Source organism: Niabella terrae, assembly GCF_054783135.1.
The window spans coordinates 180,825-206,179 of sequence record NZ_BAAGRD010000001.1; the positions used below are offsets into that span (position 1 = coordinate 180,825).

Annotated in this window: 24 protein-coding genes and 1 pseudogene; 7 read left to right on the plus strand and 18 right to left on the minus strand. The window is 46.6% G+C overall.

All coding sequences use genetic code 11. The features are described 5' to 3' along the window. Positions 1-35 precede the first annotated feature (35 nt). Positions 36-3,185: an ATP-dependent helicase gene (locus ACYVI9_RS00810; RefSeq protein WP_460759345.1), complete on the plus strand. Its 3,150-nt coding sequence runs from the start codon at positions 36-38 to the stop codon at positions 3,183-3,185. Between the two features lie 71 nt (positions 3,186-3,256). Here ACYVI9_RS00810 and ACYVI9_RS00815 read toward each other — a convergent pair whose 3' ends face one another. Beyond that, complete coding sequence (locus ACYVI9_RS00815) at positions 3,257-3,685, minus strand: YkgB family protein (protein ID WP_460759348.1); 429 nt, start codon at positions 3,683-3,685, stop codon at positions 3,257-3,259. Further along, positions 3,664-4,857 carry an IS200/IS605 family element RNA-guided endonuclease TnpB gene (gene tnpB / locus ACYVI9_RS00820; protein ID WP_460759351.1) on the minus strand — a complete coding sequence of 398 codons (1,194 nt, stop codon included), beginning with the start codon at positions 4,855-4,857 and terminating at the stop codon, positions 3,664-3,666. Before tnpB ends, ACYVI9_RS00815 begins: the two co-directional genes overlap by 22 nt. A 137-nt stretch (positions 4,858-4,994) precedes the next feature. Between tnpB and tnpA the strand changes: the two genes are divergently transcribed. Continuing rightward, a complete protein-coding gene (tnpA, locus tag ACYVI9_RS00825) occupies positions 4,995-5,363 on the plus strand; it encodes an IS200/IS605 family transposase (RefSeq protein ID WP_460760315.1) in 369 nt (122 codons plus the stop codon). Here tnpA and ACYVI9_RS00830 read toward each other — a convergent pair. Then, positions 5,352-5,750 (minus strand): annotated as a pseudogene (locus ACYVI9_RS00830) (DUF3307 domain-containing protein); the annotation flags it as partial. The gene tnpA and the pseudogene ACYVI9_RS00830 sit on opposite strands and share 12 nt — an antisense overlap. A gap of 229 nt (positions 5,751-5,979) precedes the next feature. Between ACYVI9_RS00830 and ACYVI9_RS00835 the strand changes: the two are divergent. After that, complete coding sequence (locus ACYVI9_RS00835) at positions 5,980-6,114, plus strand: transposase (RefSeq protein ID WP_460759353.1); 135 nt, start codon at positions 5,980-5,982, stop codon at positions 6,112-6,114. A gap of 320 nt (positions 6,115-6,434) precedes the next feature. Here the strand turns inward: ACYVI9_RS00835 and ACYVI9_RS00840 are convergent, their stop codons facing one another. Further along, positions 6,435-7,823, minus strand: coding sequence for a M20/M25/M40 family metallo-hydrolase (locus tag ACYVI9_RS00840; protein WP_460759356.1), 1,389 nt, complete (start codon positions 7,821-7,823; stop codon positions 6,435-6,437). A 100-nt stretch (positions 7,824-7,923) separates the two neighbouring features. Here ACYVI9_RS00840 and bshA point away from each other — a divergent pair, with 100 nt between their 5' ends. Further along, complete coding sequence (bshA, locus tag ACYVI9_RS00845; RefSeq protein WP_460759358.1) at positions 7,924-9,051, plus strand: N-acetyl-alpha-D-glucosaminyl L-malate synthase BshA; 1,128 nt, start codon at positions 7,924-7,926, stop codon at positions 9,049-9,051. Positions 9,052-9,122: 71 nt separating this feature from the next. Here bshA and atpH read toward each other — a convergent pair whose 3' ends face one another. The 14 genes from atpH to ACYVI9_RS00915 all read right to left on the minus strand — a co-directional run bounded on the left by atpH (position 9,123) and on the right by ACYVI9_RS00915 (position 22,182). Beyond that, positions 9,123-9,686 (minus strand): ATP synthase F1 subunit delta, encoded by a 564-nt coding sequence (gene atpH, locus ACYVI9_RS00850; RefSeq protein ID WP_460759361.1) that lies wholly within the window; start codon positions 9,684-9,686, stop codon positions 9,123-9,125. A gap of 61 nt (positions 9,687-9,747) precedes the next feature. Then, positions 9,748-10,242 carry a F0F1 ATP synthase subunit B gene (atpF, locus tag ACYVI9_RS00855; protein ID WP_460759363.1) on the minus strand — a complete coding sequence of 165 codons (495 nt, stop codon included), beginning with the start codon at positions 10,240-10,242 and terminating at the stop codon, positions 9,748-9,750. Between the two features lie 156 nt (positions 10,243-10,398). After that, positions 10,399-10,650, minus strand: coding sequence for an ATP synthase F0 subunit C (atpE, locus tag ACYVI9_RS00860; RefSeq protein WP_008586479.1), 252 nt, complete (start codon positions 10,648-10,650; stop codon positions 10,399-10,401). Positions 10,651-10,685: 35 nt separating this feature from the next. Further along, positions 10,686-11,825, minus strand: coding sequence for a F0F1 ATP synthase subunit A (atpB, locus tag ACYVI9_RS00865; RefSeq protein ID WP_460759366.1), 1,140 nt, complete (start codon positions 11,823-11,825; stop codon positions 10,686-10,688). Between the two features lie 184 nt (positions 11,826-12,009). Further along, entirely contained in the window at positions 12,010-12,906 is an 897-nt protein-coding gene (locus ACYVI9_RS00870; protein ID WP_460759369.1) for a COG4315 family predicted lipoprotein, read from the minus strand. Positions 12,907-12,952: 46 nt separating this feature from the next. Continuing rightward, positions 12,953-13,861, minus strand: a complete 909-nt coding sequence (locus tag ACYVI9_RS00875; RefSeq protein WP_460759371.1) for a DUF5777 family beta-barrel protein — start codon at positions 13,859-13,861, stop codon at positions 12,953-12,955. A 26-nt stretch (positions 13,862-13,887) separates the two neighbouring features. Next, on the minus strand, positions 13,888-14,439 hold the full coding sequence (locus tag ACYVI9_RS00880; RefSeq protein ID WP_460759374.1) for a YceI family protein: 552 nt from the start codon (positions 14,437-14,439) through the stop codon (positions 13,888-13,890). Between the two features lie 10 nt (positions 14,440-14,449). Next, positions 14,450-14,872, minus strand: coding sequence for an OB-fold protein (locus ACYVI9_RS00885; protein ID WP_460759376.1), 423 nt, complete (start codon positions 14,870-14,872; stop codon positions 14,450-14,452). A 4-nt stretch (positions 14,873-14,876) separates the two neighbouring features. Continuing rightward, positions 14,877-15,248: a hypothetical protein gene (locus ACYVI9_RS00890; RefSeq protein WP_460759379.1), complete on the minus strand. Its 372-nt coding sequence runs from the start codon at positions 15,246-15,248 to the stop codon at positions 14,877-14,879. Positions 15,249-15,301: 53 nt separating this feature from the next. Further along, positions 15,302-16,570: a porin family protein gene (locus ACYVI9_RS00895; RefSeq protein WP_460759381.1), complete on the minus strand. Its 1,269-nt coding sequence runs from the start codon at positions 16,568-16,570 to the stop codon at positions 15,302-15,304. Continuing rightward, positions 16,563-17,138, minus strand: a complete 576-nt coding sequence (locus ACYVI9_RS00900; protein WP_460759384.1) for an RNA polymerase sigma factor — start codon at positions 17,136-17,138, stop codon at positions 16,563-16,565. The genes ACYVI9_RS00895 and ACYVI9_RS00900 overlap by 8 nt, the downstream gene beginning before the upstream one ends. A 151-nt stretch (positions 17,139-17,289) precedes the next feature. Next, positions 17,290-19,071: an ABC transporter ATP-binding protein gene (locus tag ACYVI9_RS00905; RefSeq protein ID WP_460759386.1), complete on the minus strand. Its 1,782-nt coding sequence runs from the start codon at positions 19,069-19,071 to the stop codon at positions 17,290-17,292. A gap of 128 nt (positions 19,072-19,199) precedes the next feature. Beyond that, on the minus strand, positions 19,200-21,392 hold the full coding sequence (locus ACYVI9_RS00910) for a hypothetical protein (protein WP_460759389.1): 2,193 nt from the start codon (positions 21,390-21,392) through the stop codon (positions 19,200-19,202). 187 nt (positions 21,393-21,579) lie between these two features. Beyond that, positions 21,580-22,182, minus strand: a complete 603-nt coding sequence (locus tag ACYVI9_RS00915) for a DUF6580 family putative transport protein (RefSeq protein ID WP_460759391.1) — start codon at positions 22,180-22,182, stop codon at positions 21,580-21,582. 143 nt (positions 22,183-22,325) lie between these two features. Between ACYVI9_RS00915 and ACYVI9_RS00920 the strand changes: the two genes are divergently transcribed. From ACYVI9_RS00920 to ACYVI9_RS00930, 3 genes are all read left to right on the plus strand, one after another. Then, on the plus strand, positions 22,326-22,799 hold the full coding sequence (locus ACYVI9_RS00920) for a DUF4920 domain-containing protein (protein ID WP_460759394.1): 474 nt from the start codon (positions 22,326-22,328) through the stop codon (positions 22,797-22,799). Positions 22,800-22,943: 144 nt separating this feature from the next. Beyond that, complete coding sequence (atpA, locus tag ACYVI9_RS00925) at positions 22,944-24,527, plus strand: F0F1 ATP synthase subunit alpha (protein ID WP_460759396.1); 1,584 nt, start codon at positions 22,944-22,946, stop codon at positions 24,525-24,527. A 102-nt stretch (positions 24,528-24,629) separates the two neighbouring features. After that, positions 24,630-25,337 (plus strand): LytR/AlgR family response regulator transcription factor, encoded by a 708-nt coding sequence (locus tag ACYVI9_RS00930; protein WP_460759399.1) that lies wholly within the window; start codon positions 24,630-24,632, stop codon positions 25,335-25,337. The last annotated feature ends 18 nt before the right edge of the window (positions 25,338-25,355 follow it).

Genomic DNA, 25,355 nt, shown 5'->3' on the forward strand with positions numbered 1-25,355 from the left:
TTTGCCCAATTGCACAATTATACTAACTTGCTCTTATGTCTTTTTCAAAACAACAACAACAGGAATTTTTTGAAGCAATTTACAAGCAGCTGAATCCCAAACAGCAGGAAGCAGTTAATCAGCTGGAAGGACCTGTAATGGTGATTGCGGGACCCGGGACGGGCAAGACCCAGATTCTGGCGGCCCGGATCGGTAAAATACTGCTGGAGACCGACGCCGGCCCACAGAATATACTCTGCCTGACCTATACCGACGCGGGTGTTGTGGCCATGCGCAAACGGCTCCAACAATTTATTGGTGCAGACGCCTATAAAGTGGGCATCTACACTTTCCACGCTTTTTGTAATGAAGTCATACAGGACAATCTGTCATTTTTTGAGAAGCCGGCCCTGGATCCCATTTCAGATTTGGAAAAGGCTTCCTTTTTTAAAGAGCTGATCGATGGATTTGATAAACATCATCCATTGAAAAGATACAGTGGCGATGCTTATTATGAATCGGTCCGGCTGTCAGCACTGTTTTCCACCATGAAACGGGAGGGCTGGACACCTGCCTATCTGGATGAAATGATTCAAAATCATATCCGGGACATGGCAACTGACGATCAGTATCTCTATCAGAAAGCAATTAAGGGCAAAAAGAAAGGTGACCTGAAACCTGATTATTACACGGATCTCGATCGCATGGAAAAACTTCGGGCGGCCGTGGGTGAATTTGATCGCTACCAGCAACTCATGTATGCACATCACCGCTATGACTTTGATGACATGATCAACTGGGTCATCCGTGCATTTGAACAGCATCCGAACCTGCTGGCGGATTACCAGGAACGATATCAGTATATCCTGATAGATGAATTTCAGGATACCAGTGGTTCCCAGAACCAGATAATACAGCTCCTGATTAGTTACTGGGACCAGCCCAATGTATTTGTGGTGGGTGATGACGATCAGAGTATTTACCGTTTTCAGGGCGCCAATCTGGAGAATATGCTGGAGTTTGCCCAACAATATGTCAGCGACCTGAAGACGGTTGTACTCACCGACAATTACCGCAGTATACAACCCATACTGGATTATTCCAGGACCCTGATCAGCAAAAATGAGGAACGACTGATACGAAAAATCCCCGGGCTGAGCAAAGACCTTCGGTCCGCCAACAAGGAGATCAATACGCTGAAAATACCACCGCGACTACTGCGCTACAACAGCATGAAGGAAGAAATGATCGGCATCACCCTGCAGGTAGAAGCCCTTCTGGCCAGTGGCATTGCTCCCGGAAAGATTGCTGTTATCTACCGGGAAAACCGGTATGGAGAAGAATTGGCAGACTATTTCGGGATCCGGAAAATACCCTTTTTTAGTAAACGCAGTCTTAATCTGCTGGATCAACCCTTTATCAGAAAGATTCTCAAATTGATGGAATACCTGGATGCCGAACTGGATATCCCTTATAGCGGTGACGAACTCCTCTTTGAGATCCTTCATTTTGATTTCTATAAGAATCCACCCATCACCATCGCCAAACTCACAGTAGAAACGAATCAGCGCCGGTATAAAGACAAAACCGCCTCCCTGCGGCTGCTCCTCCAGGAAAAAGCCAATGGTCCCGCAGCCGACTTATTTGATCCCGGCCTTCCCGAAAGCATGAGGTACTGTGCCGCTATGCTGGAAGACCTGATCGCTGCAGTTCCCAATACTACCATTCAGCAACTAATGGACCTGCTGATTCGTAATGCCGGCATCCTGCCCTATATCATGAACAGTCCCCTGAAAGTGGAACTCATGCAGCAGCTGACAGGTTTCTATGATTTCATCAAGGAAGAGAACCGACGCAATCCCACTCTGGATCTTACCAGGCTGATGGAAATGCTGCGGCTGATGAAAAAGGAAAATATTGTCCTGCCCCTGATCCGTGTGAACGGTAGTGATACCGGCGTTAACCTGTTGACGGCTCACGGCAGCAAGGGCCTGGAATTTGACTATGTTTTTATGGCCGGCACCCATGCGAGTGTCTGGGAGAAAAAAAGAAAATACAATCCGGGCTATAAATTGCCACCCAATGTTTTCACCTCAGGCGCCCAGGCCAAAGACACCGAAGAGTTGCGTCGATTATTCTATGTGGCCATGACCCGTGCCGAGCGGTATTTAACGATGTCTTTTGCCCAGACAGATGGCGCTGGTAAACAGCTGGAAAATTCGATGTTCATTGCCGAAATACAGGAGCAGCATACCCTGGAAATTCAGAACGAACAATTGGACGACGAAACCATACTGGCATTTCAGGAATTGACATTTTCCGGCGAAAGACCGGTTATTGGCATGCTGGAAGCCGACTTTGTCGACAGTCTGCTCAGTCGTTTTGAAATGAATGTCACGGCATTAAACAATTACCTTGCCTGTCCGTTACAGTTTTACTACCAGAACCTGCTGCGGATTCCCTCGGCTAAAAATGAAGCGCTGGCTTTTGGTTCTGCTGTCCATTTTGCACTGGAAAAGCTCTTTACCCGTATGCAACAGGATCCGCAGCAGCAATTCCCGCCGGTGGATCTGGTCCTGGGAGACTTCAACTGGTCCATGCAACGGAACCGCGAATGTTTTACCCGGGAGTCCTATGAACGCCGGATGGAACAGGGAAGCATTATCATTCCCGATTATTATCGAAAATATGTCAGCAGCTGGCATAAGATTGTAAAAACTGAAATCATGGTCCACAGTGTAATTGACGGTGTGCCACTGAAAGGAAAGGTCGATAAATTGGAATTCCATGGGAAGGAAGTAAATGTGGTAGATTATAAAACAGGCAGCTATAAAAAAGCTTCTCCCAAACTGAAAGGGCCAGACCAAAAACAACCTGATGGCGGCGATTACTGGCGTCAGGCCGTCTTCTATAAATTATTGATCGATCATTTTGATCGCAAGGACTGGAAAGTAACCAGTGCAGCATTTGATTTTATCGAGCCGGATGAAAAAAATGAGTTTAAAAAAAGCAGTATCGTCATTGGCCCTGCAGACCTGACAACAGTAAAACAGCAGATTGTCACTGTCTGGAATAAAATACAGTCGAAGGATTTTTATACAGGCTGCGGAAAAGAGGATTGTGGCTGGTGCAATTTTGTAAAAAATAATTATTTGTATACAGGTCTGCTGGCCCCTGAGGAATCATTGGAATCCGATCTGTCCTAACGGGATTATTTCATAATAATCATAGAGACTACCGGCATGCCCGGGTACATTTGTCGAATGTCATCGAAGTATTAGCCCTTCTTTAAAATTCTTCGGGCAGCATCCGAAGCACAGATCAAACCAGCCGCCATCATGATGACATCTTTTATTACCAGGCGTCCCGCACCGGATAAATAAGGGAAGCCGAATCGCGGCGTAGGAAAGTCCCCGCCCAAATTCGGGACATACACCTCAGGTGTTGTGATCAAAAAAGTCAGGGTTACTAAAGACATACCGAATGTCAACAGTCCTCCGACCAGACCGATTTTAGCATACCAAATGCCAAGCAAGGTCACCACACCGATAAGGATAATCACCATACCCAGTCCGTAGGAGAAAATATAGGTTCCGTTTGCCTTATGCCAGTCTATATTCTTCTGAACCGTTTTGCCTTCCGGATTTTTATAGGCTTTATACTCCGGCGCTTCCTTATGGTGAACTACCCATTGGCTAAAGACCAATGGGCTTCGGACTTCATCGCCCTGTGCTCCTTTTCAGAAGTCTTATTTAAGGCTCTGCCCGTGTAATCGGAGAGTTCCGCCCCGATGATTCTTATTCCTTCTTCAAGGATATTTTTACTTGCATTGTAGTCCCTGTCCAAAATATGTCCATTCGGACAAGTCCACTGTCTTTCCGAAAGATGTAGGTTCTGATGGATATAGCCACATTCGTTACAGGTTTTTGAAGATGGATAGAAGCGGTTGATTTTAATTATTCGCTTATCGTTCCAACTTGCTTTATATTCAAGTAACCTGACGAATGATCCCCAACTTGCATCTGCTATATGTTTTGCAAGTTTATGATTTGTCATCATTCCTTTTACGTTCAAATCTTCCAGACATATGATATCGTACGCATTGATTATCTGTGTAGATACCTTATGTAACAGGTCAAGTCTGGTATTGGCAACTTTTTCGTGTATTGCCGCAACTTTAAGCCTTTGCCTGTTTCGGCTACTTGAGCCTTTTACCTTTCTTGAAAGGTGTTTTTGTGCTTTTGCTAACTGATTTTCATATCTCTTTAAATGACAGTTGTTTGTAAACCTTATGCCATCGGAAGTAACAGCAAAATCTTTAATTCCTAAGTCAATGCCCACCTGTTTTTTTGTTGGCTTCAATGGTTGATGCTGCACTTCACAAACTATGGATACAAAGTATTTACCTGTTGGTGTTTTAGATACAGTACAATGTTTCACTTCACCCTTTAATTCACGATGTTCAATTATTTTAATGCCCTCTTTAAATTTTGGGAAAAACAATTTCCCATTACTCACTTCAACAAATTGCGGAACTGTGAAACTGTTCTTTTTGCGTTTACTTTTAAATCGGGGGAACTTAGCATTACCTCTAAAAAAGTTCACAAAGGCGGTGTCTAAATTTCGCAAGGCGGTTTGTAATGTTTGACTGTTAACTTCCTTTAACCATTCAGTTTCTTCTTTCTTTTTTAACTGGGTCAAAGCACCGGCCTGTTTAAGATAATTATCTGATTTTTTATTCTCCTTATACTGCTCAATTCTTTCGTTCAAAAAATGATTGAACACAAAACGCACACACCCGAAATGCTTACTCAAAAGCAGTTCCTGTTGCTTTGCAGGCAACAATGCAAAACGGTATGTCTTATGTATTGTTTTCAATTATAGTCTTAATGTTAAGTAATATGTATTGAATATACTAACAATAAATATTATATATATAATCAAAAATAGATATTAATGCACAAAAACATTGTTAAAAGATCTTTAAAGACGTTATACTACCACAAATATTCAAAATCTATTCAAAATGCCATCTCATTTTCGTTTGTAAGTACCGTAAAAAGCTGCTTGTAGGAGATTTGGACAATGACATGAAGTCTATTATGCGGTCAATTATTGCCAAATACGATTTTCAAATTGAAGTATTTGAAAGCGATATTGACCACATCCATTTTCTTATTCGATACATTCCACATTTTTCGGTTACTTCCATTGCGGGCAAGTTAAAGCAGGAAAGCACTATTGCAATTTGGCAAAAGCACAAAAACATATTATCAAAGAACTTTTGGAAAGAACATGCTTTCTGGTCAGATGGTTACTTTGTTTGCTCTATTGGAGAAGCAAGTCCTGAAACTGTCCGTCAGTATATTCTTTCACAAGGCTAAATTTTTCTTGTGCCTTACATCCCAAAAGCTAAAGACTTTGGGTTTTGCGGCACGTTTTATAAATATCACGCAACAGGCGGCTAACAGGAAATTATCCGGCAGGGTAGGATAGGAGAGCTCCGGGGTCGTAAACGCTACGGCTACTATGGCAAGTACCAGAAAGTGCAGGAGCTGATCAACAATAAACAAATAGGCCTCCCTGAACCTTCCTCGATAGTAGAGTTTGCCAACATCAATAAGATAGTGTGTTATGCAGATTACAAGAACGCACCACCAATACTGTAGATCGAATCCGAGCAGCAGACATAATACAAGGGCATGTACCCCGATATGAAGATATAAGTATTTCGACCTTGCTTTTGAGTGGTTTTTATGCTGAACCCATTTTGTCGGCTGGAGTCATTAGTGTCCGGTTAAATTAGATTGATTTTCAACTGAGTATAATTTTGTTCTTTGACATCTTGGGATAAAGGGTTTTCAAAAAGCTGCCGCAAAGGCGTTTTGTCTAACAGAGATACATTTAATANTATCCATTTTCTTATCCGATACATTCCACATCTTTCGGTTACTTCCATTGCTGGCAAGTTGAAGCAGAAGCAGGAAACCATTATTGCCTTTGGCAAAAGCACAAAACATATTGTCAAAGAACTTTTGGAAAGAACATGCTTTCTGGTCAGATGGTTGCTTCGTTTGCTCTATTGGAGAAGCAAGCCCTGAAACTGTCCGTCAGTATATTCTTTCACAAGGCTAAATTTTTCTTGTGCCTTACATCCCAAAAGCTAAAGACTTTTGGGTTTTGCGGCACGTTTTATAAAAATTGAAATTCTTGCCAGGTTGATCAACTTGGGTTGACTGTTGGCCAGAATGGATATTAGGTTGTTCATAACGATAGTTTTTTGATTCAGCTCTTCAATCGTGTGGGATGACGTATAATGTATGCCAGTCCGGAGCGAAATTAAGTAAAATACAATCCCCTATATCCACGACCCACTAAAAACAGGCATTACATTGCCCGATTATCCTGTATTGTTATTCAGCCATTTAGCCAGGGTAGCGGCAACCCGCACCGGCTCAGATACCGTGCTGATCGATCAGATAAATTAAAGCAGCCATATTGACGGCGCCCAGTTCCAGCTCCCGTTTATTGACGATTTCGAATACATCATTGGTGCTGTGGTGCATGTCAAAATAACGTTGGGAATCCGGCAGCAATTCGCCCATCGGTGTCTTCAACAGACGATGAAGAGGTGTTATATCGGCACCGCCACCACCGGAACTGATTTCACCACCACCATAAGGTTGCAGCAGGGGCGCCCAGGATTGTAATTTGGCCAGTTGTGCATCCGTACCGGTACATCCAAACCCTCTGGGCGTGAATCCACCGGCATCAGACTCCAGGGCGAATATATGCTGTTCATTTCGGGACTGGGCCTGCTCCGCATAATGGGTACCGCCACGCAGGCCATTTTCTTCGTTGGCAAAAAAGACAAACCGTATCGTATGGCGTGGCCGATAGCCCAGGGCCCTGAATGCCCGCAGGATTTCTGCAGTTTGCACGATACCGGCCCCGTCATCATGGGCGCCTTCGCAATTATCCCAGCTGTCGAGGTGGCCGCCCACGGTAATATACTGTTCCGGATGTTCCGTTCCACGGAGTTCCCCGATAATATTATGTCCAGGTACTTCGGGCAGGAACGCTCCATAGCTTTTCATCTGGACCCGGATTGTCTTGCCATCGGTCAACTGCTCCGCCAGCCGGTCGGCATCTTGCAGACCCAATGCCAGCGCGGGTATTTTGGGGTAATTTTCGTCATAATACATGCCGCCGGTATGGGGCACATTGTCGGTGCTCCCGCTCATGCTTCTGATGAGTACGCCGACGGCGCCGTATTTGGCGGCACGGGAAGCGCCGCGGGTACGGTAGGTGACGGCATCTCCATAAGCCTCAAATACCCTTACCAGCCGGGGATTGAAATGATAATTATAAAATACAATCTTCCCTTTGAGCTGGTCCTTTTTTTGTTCTAGTTCTTCAAAACTACGGACCAGGACCAGCTGCCCGCTTACGCCTTCCGGGCCGGACCCGAGTGAATTTCCCAGGGCAATCACCTGGAGCGGACGGCTGTCTCCTCCGGGCAGCAGCACCTGCGCCTCATCTTTGCCACCACGTACCCAGTGCGGCACCAGGGTTTCCTGCTTAAAAGTGTGCTCACTGCCGTTGCTGTCCAGCAGGCGGTAGCCCCAGTCTTCGGCCTGATACATCTGCGGGGAACCGGCCAGCCGGCCGCCGATTTCCTTGGTCAGTACCCGGAGGTGCGCATAGGCCGTACTATGCTGCAGTATTTCATCCGCCAGTTTGCGGATGAAGAGGGTATCATTCTGCTGTCCGTAAACACTGGTTCCCAAAAACATTAAGAGCCCGACAAACAATTTGGAGTAAAGGGTGTTATTAATTGCCATACGGTAAAGATAGAAAGTCCGGCGGATGAAATGAAATACGAAGGAATAAGGACCCTCCCTTTCCGACACTGAAGAACGCAAAAACCATTAATTTTATTAGATGCGAATAGGAATAGTTTGTTACCCCACGTTCGGCGGCAGCGGTGTACTGGCGACAGAACTGGGTAAAGCCCTGGCCCAGAAAGGGCACCAGGTGCATTTCATCACGTACCAGCAACCCGTACGATTGAATGGATTTGTTCCTAATATTTATTATCACGAAGTTCAGGTTCCCACTTATCCTTTATTTGATTTTCCACCCTATGAGACCGCACTGGCCAGCACGATGGTCAATGTCATTAAAAACTATAACCTGGACCTGTTGCACGTGCATTATGCCATTCCGCACGCTTCGGCCGCCTATATGGCCAAAAAAATCCTGCAGGAAGAAGGGAGTAATATTCCGGTCATCACGACACTACACGGGACAGATATCACCCTGGTGGGTAAGGACAAAATGTATGCGCCCGTTGTAGCATTTTCGATTAACGAAAGCGATATCATCACTGCGGTGTCCCGTAACCTGAGGGAAGAAACCTATGCCAGCTTCCCGATTAAGAAAGAAATTGAAGTCGTTTATAATTTCATCGATGTCAATCGCTTTAACCGCAAGCCCCTGGATGCGTTTAAAAAAGTTCTGGCGCCCAACGGCGAGCGCATCCTGTTACATGCCTCTAATTTCCGGCAGGTGAAAAGGGTCACCGATGTGGTCAATATATTCAGCCAGGTGGAAAAAGAGTTGCCCGCCAAACTGCTTTTCGTAGGTGATGGTCCTGAGCGTCAGCCGGCAGAAGAACTGGGACACAAACTGGGCATTTTTGATAAAATGGTATTCGTAGGCAAGCAGGAACAGATTGAAGATATTTTTGCGGTGGCGGATCTGTTTTTACTGCCTTCCGAATATGAAAGTTTCGGGCTGGCAGCCCTGGAAGCCATGGCCTCCAAAGTGCCGGTAGTTTCCAGTAATGCGGGTGGTCTGGAGGAAATCAATATCAACGGAGTCACCGGTTATACCGCAGCGGTGGGTGATGTAGACACCATGAGTGCCAGAAGCCTGGAAATCCTGAAAGATGCTACAACACATGAGGCTTTCCGGGAGCGTGCTTTTTCACATGCACAGCAATACAATATCGATAATATCATTCCCCAGTATGAAGCCCTTTACCGTCAGTTCTGTAAAGACTGCTAATTTAATTCACAAAAAAACACCCCAAAATTGAGGTGCTTGAATATCGGGCTGCCTTCCTCTAAGGACAGGGCCTAACGAATATTGTAAATAAAATCGTTATTTCTGAACTGCTTAGCTATTTCACGCAGGTCATAGGCAATACTGGCGTCCACCATTTTATCGCCCATCACCAGCACAAATCCACCGATCAGATCCGGGTCAACTTTCTCCTCCAGTTCGATCTTCTCCACGCCCGCAGACTGCTTCACCTGATTCACAATATGATCCCTGACGGACGCGCTTACAGGTACCGCCGTTGTCAAATTAACCGTGTGGATATTATTCGTTTGTTTATACTGCTTTACGAAAGCAGGTAATACTTCCGGCAGGTTGGCTTCCCGACCCTTGTTGATCAGCAGTCTGATAAAAGACTGGCTGATTTCACCAATCTGATTCCGGGTAATAGCATCTACAATCTTCTGCTTCTTATCCGCTTTGATGATCGGACTGCGCAAGAGACTCACAAAATCCGGATTGCTTTTACAAACAGCCTGCAGCCAAAGCATATCGGCATAAACAGGATCCAGTTGCCCCTTTTCCGTGGCAATATCCACCAATGCTTTTGCGTATCTGGATGCTAAACGTGGGTTTTGCATTTTGTATGAATGATTAAAATGTCACAGTTGACGGGTAGGCATCCCTGCCCTGGTCAACCTATTAATTAAGTTTTACGCTGTCCACCAGACTGTTGATATGGGCTTCCTGACGGTTGTCGCCACTCAGTTCCTGCTTCAATACCTTTTCACTTACTTCAATCACCAGCTTACCCACTTCATTCTTCACTTCCGTAAGTGCGGCCATTTTCTGGGCATTAATGGCTTGTTGTGCATCGGCAACAATTTTAGCCGCTTCAGACTTGGCCTGTTCCTTCGCCTCATTGATCATGCGATCCCTGGTTTCACGGGCTTCTTTGAGTAACTGGGAACGTTCTTCCCGGGCTTTGTTCAGCAGTGCTTCGTTTTCGTTTTGCAACTGGGCCATTTCTGCCTTCACTTTCTCAGCAGCAGCAATGGCTCCCGCAATATTCTGTTCGCGTTCGGTCAGCGATTTGATAATAGGTTTCCAGGCAAATTTCTTCAACACCAGGTATACCACGATAAACGCGACCAGTGCCCAGACAAAATAACCCAGATCAGGAGTAAGTAATCCCATTTTTTTGCTTTTTTATTTTTCCGAAACAGCCCCTTCCGGGAGACTGTCGGGATAATTCTGATAATGAATGTTATCCTGTACCCTTAGTGGAGACAGCATAATAAATACTGCACCCGCCGCCCTTTGCTTGAGGTGCAGTAAATTTTCTACGGGCTATTACTTCAATACTGCCAGCAGGCCTGCGATTACCGCAAAAAGGGCCACACCTTCGATCAAGGCAGCAGATAAGATCATAGCACCACGAATGTCGTTAGCTGCTTCCGGCTGGCGGGCAATACCTTCTGTAGCGCCTTTACCAATCTGGCCGATACCGATACCGGCACCGATAGCTGCCAGGCCTGCGCCTACAGCACCACCAAAGTGAGACCAGCTTCCGCTTACTTCCAACAAAGTGTTCATTAAACTCATGACTCTGATTTTATGTGTATTAAAAAAAAACGTTATTAATGATGGGTCGGATGAATATCTTCTTCAAAGTGATGATCCCCAATCGCTTCCCCGATAAAGATAGCTGTCAGGTTGGCAAAAATATAAGCCTGTATGAATGCCACCAATATTTCTATCAGATAAATGAACACGGCAAAGGCTATAGAAATGGGTGAGAATGCCCAACCGGCCACCTGTGTCATTTCCCCAAAAATAAATATCAGACTGATAAAACTTAAAATTACGATATGGCCCGCCGTCATATTGGCGAAAAGACGCACAATCAGGGCGAAAGGCTTGGTAAACACGCCCATTAGTTCTACCGGAATCATCAGCAGTTTCACCGGCAGGGGAACACCGGGAAACCAGAGAATATGCTGCCAGTAATGCCAGTTGGTGCTGAACATAATCACCACAAACGCGATCACCCCGAGTACGGCAGTAAACGCAATATTGCCGGTAACATTGGCTGCACCGGGCAGCATACCCAGCAGGGCATTAATTAATATAAAAAAGAATATTGTTAGGATATAAGGCAGGTATTTCTGGTATTTTGGTCCCAGATTGGGTTTGGCTATATCATCTCTTACAAAGGTAATGACCGGCTCAATAGCATTCTGCAGTCCCTTGGGTGCGGAGCTTACCCCCTGCCCGGAACGGTATTTTTTCGCCATCGTCGTCATCAGCCAGATCAGAATCGCCAGGGAAAGCAGCATCTGAATGACATTCTTGGTCAGTGAAAAATCAAAAACTTTTACGGCGGGGTCCGGATTGCCGGCAACATCCACTGCTACAATTTTATCGTGCTCCAACCGGTATCCATTATAATCCTGGGTTCCATGATGAAATTTGGAGGACATAAAAACGCTGATGCCGCGGCCGGAACCGTATACCATTATCGGCAGCGGCAGTGTGGCGTGCATCTTGGAACCATCTGCTTTATTCAGGGAAAAGAAATGCCATTCATGGGAATCTGCAATATGATGGAGAATGGCTTCTCCGGGATTAAATTTTTCAGCAGTGGCTGCTTCACCGTGGCCTGCCGGCGCAGTGCCGGCAACGCCATGTTCCTCCTGGGCATTGCCCACCAGTGCAAAAGCTGTTAAAAAAAGGCTGAAAGCCGCCACCATAAAGGATTTGAAGCCGTTAGAACGCATAGTATCCTGAAATTTGCGGCAAAGATAAGGCTGAAACTGATAAAAAAGGAGATTTGCAGGTGGGTATTTAAAGTTTTTTGGCTGACCGAACCGCCTTTTTCACCCTATATCTATAATGAAACAAAGCCGCCTTCCTTTATTCAGAAGACGGCTCCTATCAACCCCTCAAACCTCCATCTTTGAATCAGGGAGCAGCACTGACCCGGCTTTTTACCACTACCGGCCATTTCGGGTAGGCGACAGACACGCCCTTATTGAGGCCCATAACCATATTATCCTGAACGTAGTAGTAAAGCGGCCAGCCATTATATGCCAGCTGTTTTTTCCCTGAAGGGTGGGTAATAACGGTGAATTTGGCTTTATCTAAATAAGAGGGAACCGCTATTTTTTCCGTTTCATAAACGGGCCAAACATCCGCACAACCTCCGGTACAATTACTGGTGTTCAATTTATCGTTGGTAAACGCATACAAAGTAATACCCCGCCCATCGGTCAGGTAACGGGTTTTACTGTTCCCGGTAATAACCTGAAGGCTGGAATCGTATTTTTTACCGTCGGCGCCCACCAGCTGGGCATTGGTAAGCATAATCGTATAATCGGGTTTGGCCACAAACCAGTTGTTGCCAAAACCATCACCCCCGATATCGCCTGCGGCTTCGGGCGTATTGGTACCCCCAACACTAGGGGCATAGTAATATAAAGGTCGCCCTTTATAGGCCAGCTGCATAGACCCGTCGCTGCTAATGGTATCGAAGTCGTTGATATCCAGATCATTACCGATAGTCTGTGGCGTAATTCCTACAAAAAATGCCGGCCAAAGCGCCTTACATCCGCCTGATACACAGGTGCTTATAGTGGCAGAGTCGTTGGCAAAAAAGTAGAGCGTTCTGCCATCCTTATCCACCAGGTAAGCGCCATGTTGGGCACTGGTGGCCAGTTTTACCTGCATTTCCGCGTCCGGGGGGGTATAGCTGTCATCGCTGGAGCAGCTTACTACAGCCAATAGTAAGGCCAAAGCGCCCATATAATGCAACAAAGGTTTTTGCAGATTCATTAACGCTGCGAATAAATACGGTGTCATAATTTTTAGTTTAAGCTTTTAAGAAAAAGAATACGGTTTTATCGAATCAGGAACCAGGCACTGTTTGGCTTTTTCTTTTGCCAATCGTAAAAACTCTTGAAAGATTGAAGCCAAAACGGATCTCCCCGCTACCCCAGCTGTCTGTGGTATTTGTTATAAAAGCCTTTTCATTCATACCGGTGGCATTGGAAAAATGGAGCTGAAATACGTGGCCGCCGGTCTCAATATCGAATCCAAGGGAAAGCGGATTTCTATAAATATCTTTATCTAGGCCGGAGACCACATAATGATAGTCTGCAACGAAGGCGACCCGTTTGGATAATTTTAACCGGCCGCCAATTCCCAGTGCGTAGGTGTCGTTATCGTCGGTCTGGTCCGGCACCAGGTTCCGGTGCACATAGGTGGGTGACAACTGCAGGCTGAAAGCCTCGTTAAATTTCCGGCCTACAATAATGGAGCTGTAATAAGCCAGGCGGTGTCTGGTGTCGGTAAATTTGGCATCGCTGGCAAACTTCGCCGTGGTAAGCGTACTGCCGCCCACCAATACTACCGTAACCGGTGAGGTTCCCGGGGCCCCGGAGGCCTGGCGGATCAGCCGGTATTTGATAAATCCGTCGAGCTCCTTGCCTTCGGTACTACGGCCGACGCCAATCGTAAGATCCTTCCCCAGGCCGTAATCAAAGCCCAGCCGCATGCTGGCCTGATCCAGCCCAAACAGTTCCCCCACACCATCGCTGACCCGGCCAAAACGATGTAGGATGCGCACGTCCAGTACGTTTTTGCCAATGAATTCGATAGATTGGCCGTTGATGACCCGGCTCGATTTAAAAGCGCCTGTCACATATTCTTTTTGTCCGGTTCCTGCCGGGTCGATCAGGTCCAGGAGGTCTTTTTCCTGCGCCCGGATAACCGGGACTATTAAAAAAAGAAAGATGGCTGTTACTAAATATTTCATATTGGGTTTGGTTTATGATTGATGGGTTATTTTAAAACGGCGTAGTTGCAACGTACATCCACTGTTGCGGTTGTTGATATCTTGTCCCGGACAACACCAGGTATGGAAATCTTATAATCACTGATCGTCACAACAAACCTGGCCCTGGCCTCCACAGTGGCACCCGATACTTTAATACTGCCTTCGGTCTGCATTTCCTTTTTTACGCCATGGATTTCCAAGGTTCCTTTTATCGTAACCGGATACGAGCCCGGCTTTTGGAAGGATACACTCCGGATATTAATAATCTTTCCTTTGAACGAGGCCCGGGGGTATTTGCTGCTTTCCATATAATTTTCGTTAAAATGCTCCTGCATAAGGGCCCGGCGGAATTCAAATCCTTTGATCAGGGCAGCAAATTCGATCTGACCGGTGGCTGCATCCAGCACGCTGGCAGCGGTTTTATTGGTAGCTACGATGTCTTCGAGGGCGGTACCTGCCTCAAACGAAATGGTTCCATTTTTGGTAAAGTATTTTTGTGCGGTCCCTGTTGATATATGCAAAAGAAAGAGACAAAGAATTACGAGGTTTTTTTTCATAATAATACGTTTAAGGAACAATGCTGCATTTGTTTAAAACCACATCCATTAGCTTACCGGTGCAGATTCCTTTGATGGTTACTTGCTGGCCGGCCGCCAGGTCCTTTGCTGCTCCTGCCTCGGTATCGTAAAAGCTGCAAATGACCGAAGCCATGGGATCACCGGTTTCCAGAACAACCGTCGCCTGCCCTGTCGGGTCAACCGTTATATCCGCTATCTTGCCGGTAACCGAAAGGATTTTATCCACGTACATTTTATTGGCTGCGGCCTCATCGCGGTTAAACGAGGCTGCCAGTTCCCCTGCATCCATATTTATTTCGGGTGCTGCCGCTTTTACATCAGGTGGCCGCCGGTTGTATTGAAAGTAGCCGTAGCCGGCACCCAGCAGGACCACAACCAGCAGGAGAAGCAGTATCTTTTTTCCTTTTGCCATAATATTAATTGTTTAAGGCGCCGCCATCGATCCAGCAACCCAGTGTTTTTTTCTCCGCTGCGGTAAGTGGTGGGCCGCCTTTGGGCATTCGGCTGTTGACAACCGCCTCGGCTTTTATTCCGCTTGCCCTGGCTTTTATCTGTTCGTAGGTTTCCAGCGCAAAAGGCGCGATACCACCGGTTTTATGACAGCCCTGACATCTGTTTTGGATTAGTGGTAGCACATTGGCTGCAAATTTTGCATTGACACCATCGCAGGCGTTTTGCGGCGGATCCGGTTTGTCGATGGCATTGTCTTTATCGCCGCCGCAGCGGATAAGGGCAAGGGAAATGAAGGCAAATAGAATCCCTGTAGAAAAAAATTTCATTTTTTTCATGATGACAGATTTAAGTTAATAAGAGGATTATATGTTAATAGGTCACTGCTGCATTACAAATCTTTTTTGATGGAGATCTGCGTGCCCACTCCACCCAGGTTCAGATTCCCATACCCGATCTCACCCATCGGGATCTTTACATACGGGGCTATCTGTACAGATATATGTTCCCATTTTTGCTCGTAGCCTATGGAAAGATTGGCAACGGCGTAAACATTTTTACCTTTTCCGGATACATCCCGGTTTATCAGCTCCGGACCATCGCCTGCATCATAATCGTAGACATAGCTTTGCTTTACGATCACCGTGGGCGAAACGCCGGTGCTTACAAAGGCTTTTTTCTTTTTAGATGCTAGGACATCATAACGGACATTTACCGGGACATCGATCATCGTACAGGCGCCCTCGATATTGGACACCCTTGACGACACCGGCTGTCCGTTGGGTGTAAAATCGGCATTGTTTACATCGTAGGTCATGGATTCATAAAGAACACCGGATTCTAGAGAGAAACGGGACAGCCCCAGTTTCTTTTGTACCAGCACGCCGGCATTCAGGCCCGGCTTTTTCGAAATATCACCACGAACCATTCCCAGGTTAGCACCTGCCAGTAATCCAACCTGCCAGCCGGACGAAGTTCCCCTGCGGGTCCTGGTTTCCGTCTGAGGAAACCGATAGTTATCCGGAATTGCCGGTTGTACAGGAGATGCTTCTGAGGCAGGTCTCCGGCGCAGCGAAAGATCGATTTTAGCATGTTCCGCTGTACTGTCTGCAGGAGTGGCCTTCAGCACCGGCTTTTGCGAAAGATCAAATACACCCGGCTTCGAAGGCCTTGCCGCAAGAACGGCAACCCTATTCTCAGCAAGAATATCTAATGAAGGCTGTTCTCCAGGATACCACCCGGCCTTGTTCTGGGTGTCGCCCGGGCTGTCGGCATCGGAAAATTCCTGACCACCTTCGGCGGCCACAGGGGGGGCATTATCGGTAGCAGGCTGTTGCCGCGCCAGTTCTTTGACCGGCAGTCTGTCAACATTCCCGGAGGGCGGATTTGTATGAAGTAACAGCCATCCGCCGATTAATGCCAGCACACAAGTGGTTGCAAACTGCCAGGAAAGTCTCGGCACAAAAAATTGCCCCATCATGGCTGCGATCCCCGCCCACCTGCTGCGCTTTACTACCTTATTGCTGCCAGGAAACATTTTTGTTTTATAAAACATATCCCATGCGTCATCCGGAGCGTCCGGCGGTTGAAAACGATTGGCTGCGTCACGAAAGAGTTTGTCTAACTCTTCATCATTAATATTTGATAACTTTTTATTCATTTAATTGCCCCAGCATTTTCCTGAGATTTTTGCGGGCTTTTACCAGGTTCGATTTGGACGCGCCCACGGATATACCTAATGTTTTTGCTATTTCTTCATGACTGAAACCGTCGATTGCAAACAGACTAAAGGTGTTTCTATATGCCGGGCTTAATTTTTGAACCAGTTTCACCAGCTCGGTATAGGCCATGTTATCAATCGGGCTATTTGCAGCGGTTTCCTCCGCCTGCCCGGCCGGCATACCCGATCGCTCCGCTGTCCTTTTAGCAGCTTTGTAATGGTTGATGCCCGTGTGGATCATTATTCTTTTAAGCCAGCTCATAAAAATCTTCGATAAGAGATCCGGATCATCCGGTTCCTGGAAATGGGCGATCCCTCTGAATACCCGAACAAACCCGTCATTCACCACTTCCGCTGCATCTTCCTTCGAAGAGGTGTACCTAAAGCAGACGGAAAGCGCAAAACCAAAATACCGTTCATACAACCGCTTCTGCCAAGAGGGTATGCCCATCTTACAGCCACCTACTATACTAGACAGGCTATACTCGGTCTTAAGAGGTACTGACAAACAATATGAATGAGGTTATGAAAAGGTTTATTTTTAAATACATACAGCAATTCTGAGGATCGGGTTGCCTGCCAATGAAAATATTTTCGCGGACAAGGAATCCTGGGAGGAAGCGGATGCTAAAATGGGGAAGGCAATGTTCAGTAAGGTGCTACACAATCTGCCGGCTGGGTTGCTGCTCAAATTGCATTTTATGCAGACGTGCATAAAACCCGTTCTCCTGCATCAGGTCCTCATGTGTACCCATTTCAACCAGAACGCCTTTATCCAGCACCATTATCTTATCTGCTTTGCGTATGGTACTTAAGCGATGAGCGATCACAATGGAAGTACGCCCCTTTACAAGTGTATCCGTTGCCTTTTGGATGCGCAGCTCACTTTCAGTATCTATGGAAGAAGTCGCTTCATCCAGCACCAGAATGGAAGGATTGTAGAGCAGCGCCCGGATAAAGGAGAGCAGCTGTCGCTGGCCCAGGGACAGGGTGGCACCCCGCTCCTTCACATCATAGTCATACCCCCCGGGCAGTCGCATGATAAAATCATGCATATCAATCATTTTTGCCGCTTCTATGACCTGCTCGCGGCTGATCGCCGGGTTGCGGAGGGTTATATTATCCATTACGGAGCCTGAAAACAGAAAAACATCCTGCAACACCACACCGATCTGACCGCGGATATAATCCGCAGACAGTTGGCGTATATCAGTTCCATCCATTTTAATACTGCCTTTCTGGATATCATAAAATCGATTCAAAAGGCTGATAATAGTCGTTTTACCGCTACCGGTATGACCTACAATGGCGACAGTTTCGCCGGGCGCAATGGTAAAACTCAGGTCCCGGATGACCCACTGGTCCGGGACATAGCCAAACCAGACCTGCTCGAAGCTTACCGCCCCCGCCAGTTTTCTTTCATCAGGTAATCCATTGCTGATCGGGCCGGATTCCTCCACCGCAGGGTCGTCCAGGATGGTAAATACCCGTTGTGCCGCAATCACACCCATCTGTACCGTATTGAATTTGTCTGCGATCATCCGCAGGGGTCGGAATAACAGGTTCAGGCAGAGAATGAAGGCAACGATAACGCCCTGCTGGCTCTGATGGAGCTGGAGGGCTTCCCGCGCTGTATACCATACAACCAGACCAATCGACAGGGCCAAAACGATTTCAATGACCGGAAAAAATACAGAATAGGCAAAAATCGCTTTGATATTGGCATTCCGGTGTTGCTTGTTAATGGTTCGGAATTTTCCGAATTCCCGATTCTGCGCGTCAAAAGCCTGGACGATGCCCATACCGGTAATATGTTCCTGAACAAAGGCATTCAGGGCAGCTACCGCATTCCTGACCTTGAAAAAAGACTTGTTGATGGTTTCCTTAAAGTAATAGGTAGCGACCAGCATAATCGGAAAAGGAGTCAGCGAAATCAGGGTGAGGCGCCAGTCCACCCAGAACATATAGCCCAGTATACAAAGGATGGAAAGCAGATCCGCTATGATAGGAATCAGACCGTCGGAGAAAATTTCATTGATAGATTCAATATCATTGATCGTTCGGGTGGTCAGGGTACCAATCGGTGTCTGATCGAATTTCCTCAACCGGAACCGGAGAATTTTCTCATATACCCGCATCCGTATATCCCGAACGACTGCCTGCCCCAGCCAGGCTGTGGTAAAACTGAACAGAAAACGCAGGAAAGTTTCTATCAGAATCAATCCTATCTGGATCAGGGTAATATTGATGACCATCCGTGGGAGGGAGCCTGTAATATACTTATCAACCGTAAGCTGAATAAGCATGGGTCTGACGGGCGTAAAGACGGCCAGCAGGACCGCCAGCACCACCGAACCCCAGAAACGGGTCCGATAGGGTGCAGCAAAGGAAAAGACCCGTCGGAGTCCCGAAACATGAAAATTTCCTTTTGAATCCTGCATAACTGAACTGCTAAAAATGAGGGGGTGGCCCGCACCGAAGTTCTATGAAACCTCGCCCGTCGCTGTCGCAATATAATGGAAAATGTCCAGCCCGCCCGCAATCCAGGACATCTCCCGCTTATCCCAATTTAAATATTTTCCTCGCCGGTTTCCTTCTTATAGGCCTTGATGAACAGGGCGCCCAGATTCTTATAAGGCGGTATATAATCCTCCATACCGGTGACATGGGCAGCTTCCCGGAACTTCTGCCAGAAAGGAATCCAGTCTACGTCATGATGTTCCCGCAGGTTCTCGAGAAAAATCCGGATAAATGGCAGGTTGATATCCCGGTACCCTGTTTGTTTGGAAGAAATAATATGGGCATCACTGGATTTTTTAAGGATCGAATCAATGAGAAAAAAGCCGCCACAGGAGCCCATAAAGACCACTTTAGAAGTCGGCGTAAGATAACTTACACTGGTGGGGGCATGATAACTATGGCCCCGGTGAAACGTCACCGTCGGTGACAGGTTATTGTCCTGCAGATAAGCCTCCATGGCATTCTGGGCTACATAGTCTTCATCATTGGTATTGGGCAGCGGCCGGTTGGCATACACATAGACTGGTACACCGGTCGTGCTTTTGGCCACCACGAACTTGGAATTACTTTGGTCCACTTTCCACTTGGGATCATTATTGAAGGTCCGCACGAAAATGTCGAAATCCATCATGCCGTCCTCGTCTCCGTAAAAGAACATCTGGGTAATGATTTCGCCTTTCTCGTTGGTGAAACTGTTAAAAGGAATCTGATAGACCGGAGGGATGCCCAGTTCCCGGGTCAGGTCAATATTATTTGACGGGTCTGCAGAACGGAATAATTTGTCCAGAATATTGTAAATAGCCATGCCCCGCGCATTGCGGTTCTTGACACTGCGTTCATAATTTGACCGGATGTTCCGGAGCATCTGTTCCGCCAGATCGGGCAGGCTTTCATAAACGCTGGCATAAGAATCCGCCACGTCTACCCCGTCTTCCAGTCCCTTGGATTTTTCCAGACCACTAACGAAAGTGGTCATCAGATTTGTGGCATCCTGTTTATTAGGAAAAGTGGTGAAAAAATCCCTTAATTTATTATAACCGGCTGCCATACTGATAAACTTCCGATAGTGGTCAAAATAGACACTCAGTAATAGGGAATCTCCGCGGTTATTGATCTTCTGCATCATCAGCGGATATACACCTGAAACATAACTACTGGTATAAATCAAGCCATCCGTCATGACCGCGAGGTAATAAAGTTCCTGGGCATTCAGGTCCTGAAGGCAACGGAATCGGACCGCATTCGGCGATTCATGCAGGGCATTGATCTCATTGACGAAATCATCACTGGCCTTTTTCTTCAGTCGGGAAGTCAATTCTGCAAAACCCACTGCCGTATCTCCGTTGATCGCACGGTGACTGTAATCGATCTGGGTATTGACCAGCAACCGGAAATATTTGTACCGGTCATCTTTGGCCGCATCCAGGTCGGCAATGCTGATCTTACCTTTTACCAGATTGTCCAGAAAAGGAAAATAGATCTGACCGCTTTTCATTTCCGAAAGCGACACTACGGTCTTTACAAAATGATCATCCTTGATGCTTCGAATCTTGTATCCCAGTTTGTTACCGGCCTGAGCATAGGAATAAAGCTGTTCCGGAAAACGCTTGCCATATTCTTTGATCATGGCATCCGACTGGGCAGATTCCGGAAACTTACTCAGGGCAAAAAAGGTCTTCTCTGGATAGAGCGCACAATATTTCGACAGCAGGAGCTCTTTCAGGTTACCCGCTCCGGGATTTTCCTCAAATATCCGGGGTAAGGTTGCGGTATAGGCGATATCATAGGGGAACTGCTCCACATAGGGAATAATGGACTCCCCGGCGGTATGCACGTCAATCAGTTTTTTATACAGGGAGAATATCTGGGCAAAATGAGCCGGAGAAACTTCCTTTTTCAACCAGCCCGTCCGCATGTGCTTGAGGATATTGGAAAGACCGAGCAGGTATCCGGATTTCAGACGCTGATCCGTTTTGGCATCTGCTTCAATAGCAAACCGGATGGCGTCCACCTGACGGTTGATGGCATCCGTAGCGATCTTGGCCGCATCCGGCTTGTCATCCATGGTAAAAACATCGTCCATTTTACCATCACTACCCAATAGCTGTTTCTTGTCTTTGACAATATTGTCATGGAATAATTGCCGGCGAATGGGAATGGACACGCCGGTGTCTGTCTGAGCCTGCAGATTTGCAGAGAAAATTAAAGCTGCCAATCCCGGTAACAAAGCCTTTCCTGTCATATCTTTCAATTATGCTGATGCTGCGAAATTAAACTCAATTCGCTGATATAGTTAAACGAAAAACGTTAAAAGAAGTTCGGTCAGAACTTTTCTGAACGACTGTCTGAAACTAGACAGACAGCCCAACCAGCGTAATGGTTGCAAAAAAGCGGCCAGGAGCCGCTTCTGAAGTAATCCCGTTATGTTCTTAAGCCTTAGAGTAGCGCAAAGCAGGTAACTGCTTTTGGGCTATGGCGAATATACCGAATAAAATGCTTGAATAAAACAAATCACCTAAAAATGTCCCCAGGAATAACTGTGTACTCATGGTATTATAAAAAGGCAGGGCCCTGATATAGGTCGCGGCCAAAGTCAGGCCGGGTTCATGAGTGAGGGTGCCGGCAGCAAAATAGTTTCCCACCCAGACACCCAGGTTCGAAAGGATCCAGAAAATGGTCGAACCACCAAGCGAAAAGCCCAGGATGCGCCGCGCAGATCCGCCATTGAGGCGGGTGCCCATCAGGGTCACGAGTATCATCGACAAATAGACAAATGCCTGGGAGATCAGTACAAAAGGCTGGCTAAAATGATAGCCGCCCATCAGTCCGCTCCATTGCAGGATGATGTCTGAAACCAGATACGCTGCCAGCGGCACTAAAAATGCCAACCATTTTTGCTGCAATTTTGCCCCGCCAAACAGCGCCATGGCAACCAGGGGGGAGAAATTATAGGGATGCGGCAATACCCTGCTCAGCGCCGCCAGTAGAATCATAATTATTACAACACGTAATCGAATGGTCATTTTTTGCATAACACCGTAGTTTAACTGCAAAAATATATACTTTTACAAAAACCGGGATCCGCTGGGTTATTTGGCGGCATATATCCCGAAAAAATAAATCCATAAACGGAACGGAATCGGGCATCCGATCTGAAAACATAAAAAAATCTAACATGAGACTTTTTCTTTGTATTTCATTTATATTATTGACAACCAGTCTGATACAGGCACAGCCACCTGTAGGACCGGCAGATCCAGGTGATCAGTACGGTGCCGCTACTACTGCGGCCGGCACCCTGAGTACACCCCAGCTCCTCAAAGAATTGAAGCAAAAGGACAGTATTACGGCCAAAATTGAAGGCCGGGTCCTTTCCTCCTGCCCAAAAAAGGGCTGCTGGATGGAGATGGAACTGGCAGATAAGTCAAAAATGTTCGTCCGTTTCAAGGATTATGGCTTTTTTGTACCCAAGGCGATTGCCGGCAAGACGGTGGTCGTTGACGGAATAGCCTTTACAAAGACCACCAGTGTACAGGAATTGAAGCACTATGCCCAGGATGCCAAAAAATCCCAGGCAGAGATCGACGCCATTACCCAACCCAGGAAAGAAACCCGTTTTTTGGCAGACGGCGTCCTGGTAATTAAATAATCCCCTGCAGGACCCTGCATTCCTACGATCGTAAACTTTTAGACATTTTTTGTTATAAAAGGGGGATGTCCTACTTTTGCAGCCTGAAAAACAGGGCTGCTTAAAATCAGCCCCCATAAAACCCAATTTTAAAAATATTTTGATATGCCAGAAATTAAACCCGACGAAATCAGTGCCATACTGCGGGAACAATTAAGCAACTTTAACGCACAAGCGGATTTAGAGGAAATAGGTACCGTATTACAGGTAGGTGATGGTATCGCCCGGGTGTACGGTCTGGGCAATGTACGTTACGGGGAACTGGTAGAATTTGAAAACGGCGTCAGGGCAATTGCACTTAACCTGGAAGAAGACAATGTAGGTGTGGTTCTGATGGGTGAGGGCACCGAAATCAAGGAAGGTTCCAAGGTACGACGGACCGGCCAGATTGCCTCTATCAAAGTAGGTGACGGCATGGTTGGTCGTGTGGTCAATACCCTGGGACATCCCATTGATGGTAAAGGTCCCATTGCCGGCGAATTATATGAAATGCCGCTGGAGCGCAAAGCACCCGGGGTAATTTTCCGGGAACCAGTGAAAGAACCGCTGCAAACTGGTATTAAGGCCATCGATGCCATGATTCCGATTGGCCGTGGTCAGCGGGAGCTGATCATCGGAGACCGTCAAACAGGTAAAACCGCCATTGCGGTGGATACCATTATCAATCAGAAAGAATTTTTCGAAGCCGGCAAACCGGTATATTGTATTTATGTAGCCATCGGACAGAAAGCCTCCACTATTGCCGGTGTTATGAAAACACTGGAAGATAATGGCGCAATGGCCTTTACGACTATTGTTGCAGCTTCTGCCTCAGATCCGGCGCCGCTGCAGTTCTATGCTCCCTTTGCCGGTGCCGCCATCGGAGAGTTTTTCCGGGATACCGGAAGACCTGCGCTGATCATCTATGATGATCTTTCCAAACAGGCTGTTGCCTATCGGGAAGTATCGCTGCTGTTACGTCGTCCGCCGGGCCGTGAAGCTTATCCGGGTGATGTATTCTACCTGCACAGCCGTCTGCTGGAAAGAGCTGCCAAAGTTATTTCCAATGATGAAATCGTTAAAAACATGAACGACCTGCCGGATTCCATCAAACACCTGGTGAAAGGCGGTGGTTCGCTCACAGCACTGCCCATCATTGAAACCCAGGCCGGCGACGTATCTGCTTATATCCCGACCAACGTGATCTCGATTACTGATGGTCAGATATTTCTGGAATCCAGTCTCTTCCTTTCCGGTATCCGGCCTGCGATTAACGTAGGTATCTCGGTAAGCCGTGTAGGAGGTAACGCCCAGATCAAGTCCATGAAAAAAGTAGCCGGTACCCTGAAACTGGATCAGGCACTTTATCGCGAATTGGAGGCTTTCTCTAAATTCGGGGGTGACCTGGATGCTGCTACCAAAAATGTAATCGACAAAGGTGCCCGTAACGTTGAAATTCTGAAACAGCCCCAGTATTCACCCATGCCGGTGGAAAAGCAAGTGGCGATTATTTATTTGGGTACCAATGGTTTAATCAAGGATGTTCCGGTCAGCAAAGTCAAAGAGTTCGAAGAACAATTCCTGCTGGAAATGGAAAACCAGTTACCCGATATACTGGCAGAATTTAAAAAAGGCGCTTTACCGGAAGAAGGTTTGAAAAAGATGGTCGAGCTGGCCAATGGGTTGATTCCGCAATTTAAAACCGCGTAAGTGAATCCATCTGATATTTGAAAAAGCCCCGCCGAAACGCGGGGCTTTTCGTCGGGATTTAGGCAGTTATGCTTATATTAGCTATATATTTTATTTTAGTGTATGGAGCATCCGTTTACTTGCCTGATTGTTGATGATAACAAAGTTGCCCGTCTGCTGTTACGACAGATTCTGGAGAAACTCAATGGTGTTACGGTTGCCGGTGAATGTGAAAATGCGGTGGCAGCCAAACAGTTTATTGAGGCCCATGAAGTAGACATCCTTTTTCTCGATATAGAAATGCCGGGCATGAATGGCCTGGAATTATTACGCATGTTACCGCAAAGACCGCTGACCATTTTGACCACCGGCAAACAGGGCTATGCGGTGGAGGCTTTTGAACTCAATGTGGTAGACTACATCGTAAAACCTTTTTCACTTGCCAGGGTAATGCTTTCGATTGAAAGGGCCAAGGAACTGATCAGTGCGAAAAATGTGCAGATGGCACCCGATATCACCAGTGATTTTCTTTTTGTCAAAGACAATAAGGTCATTCGCAAACTGGACATAAACAGTCTCCTTTGGATGGAAGCCAAAGGAGACTATGTGAAGATTCATATTCCGGAGAAAAGTTATGTAGTCCATGGCAGTTTAAAAGCCATTGAAGATAAATTCCCTTCTCAAAAATTTATCCGGGTGCACCGGAGTTATATTATCGCGATCAATAAAATCGATTATATTGAAGACAGAGTCGTCTATATCCATAATCAGGCGATTCCCATATCCGAATCCTATAAAGATGCGCTTTTAAAAAGCCTGCAGTTGTTTTAGACGACGGTTACCGAGATT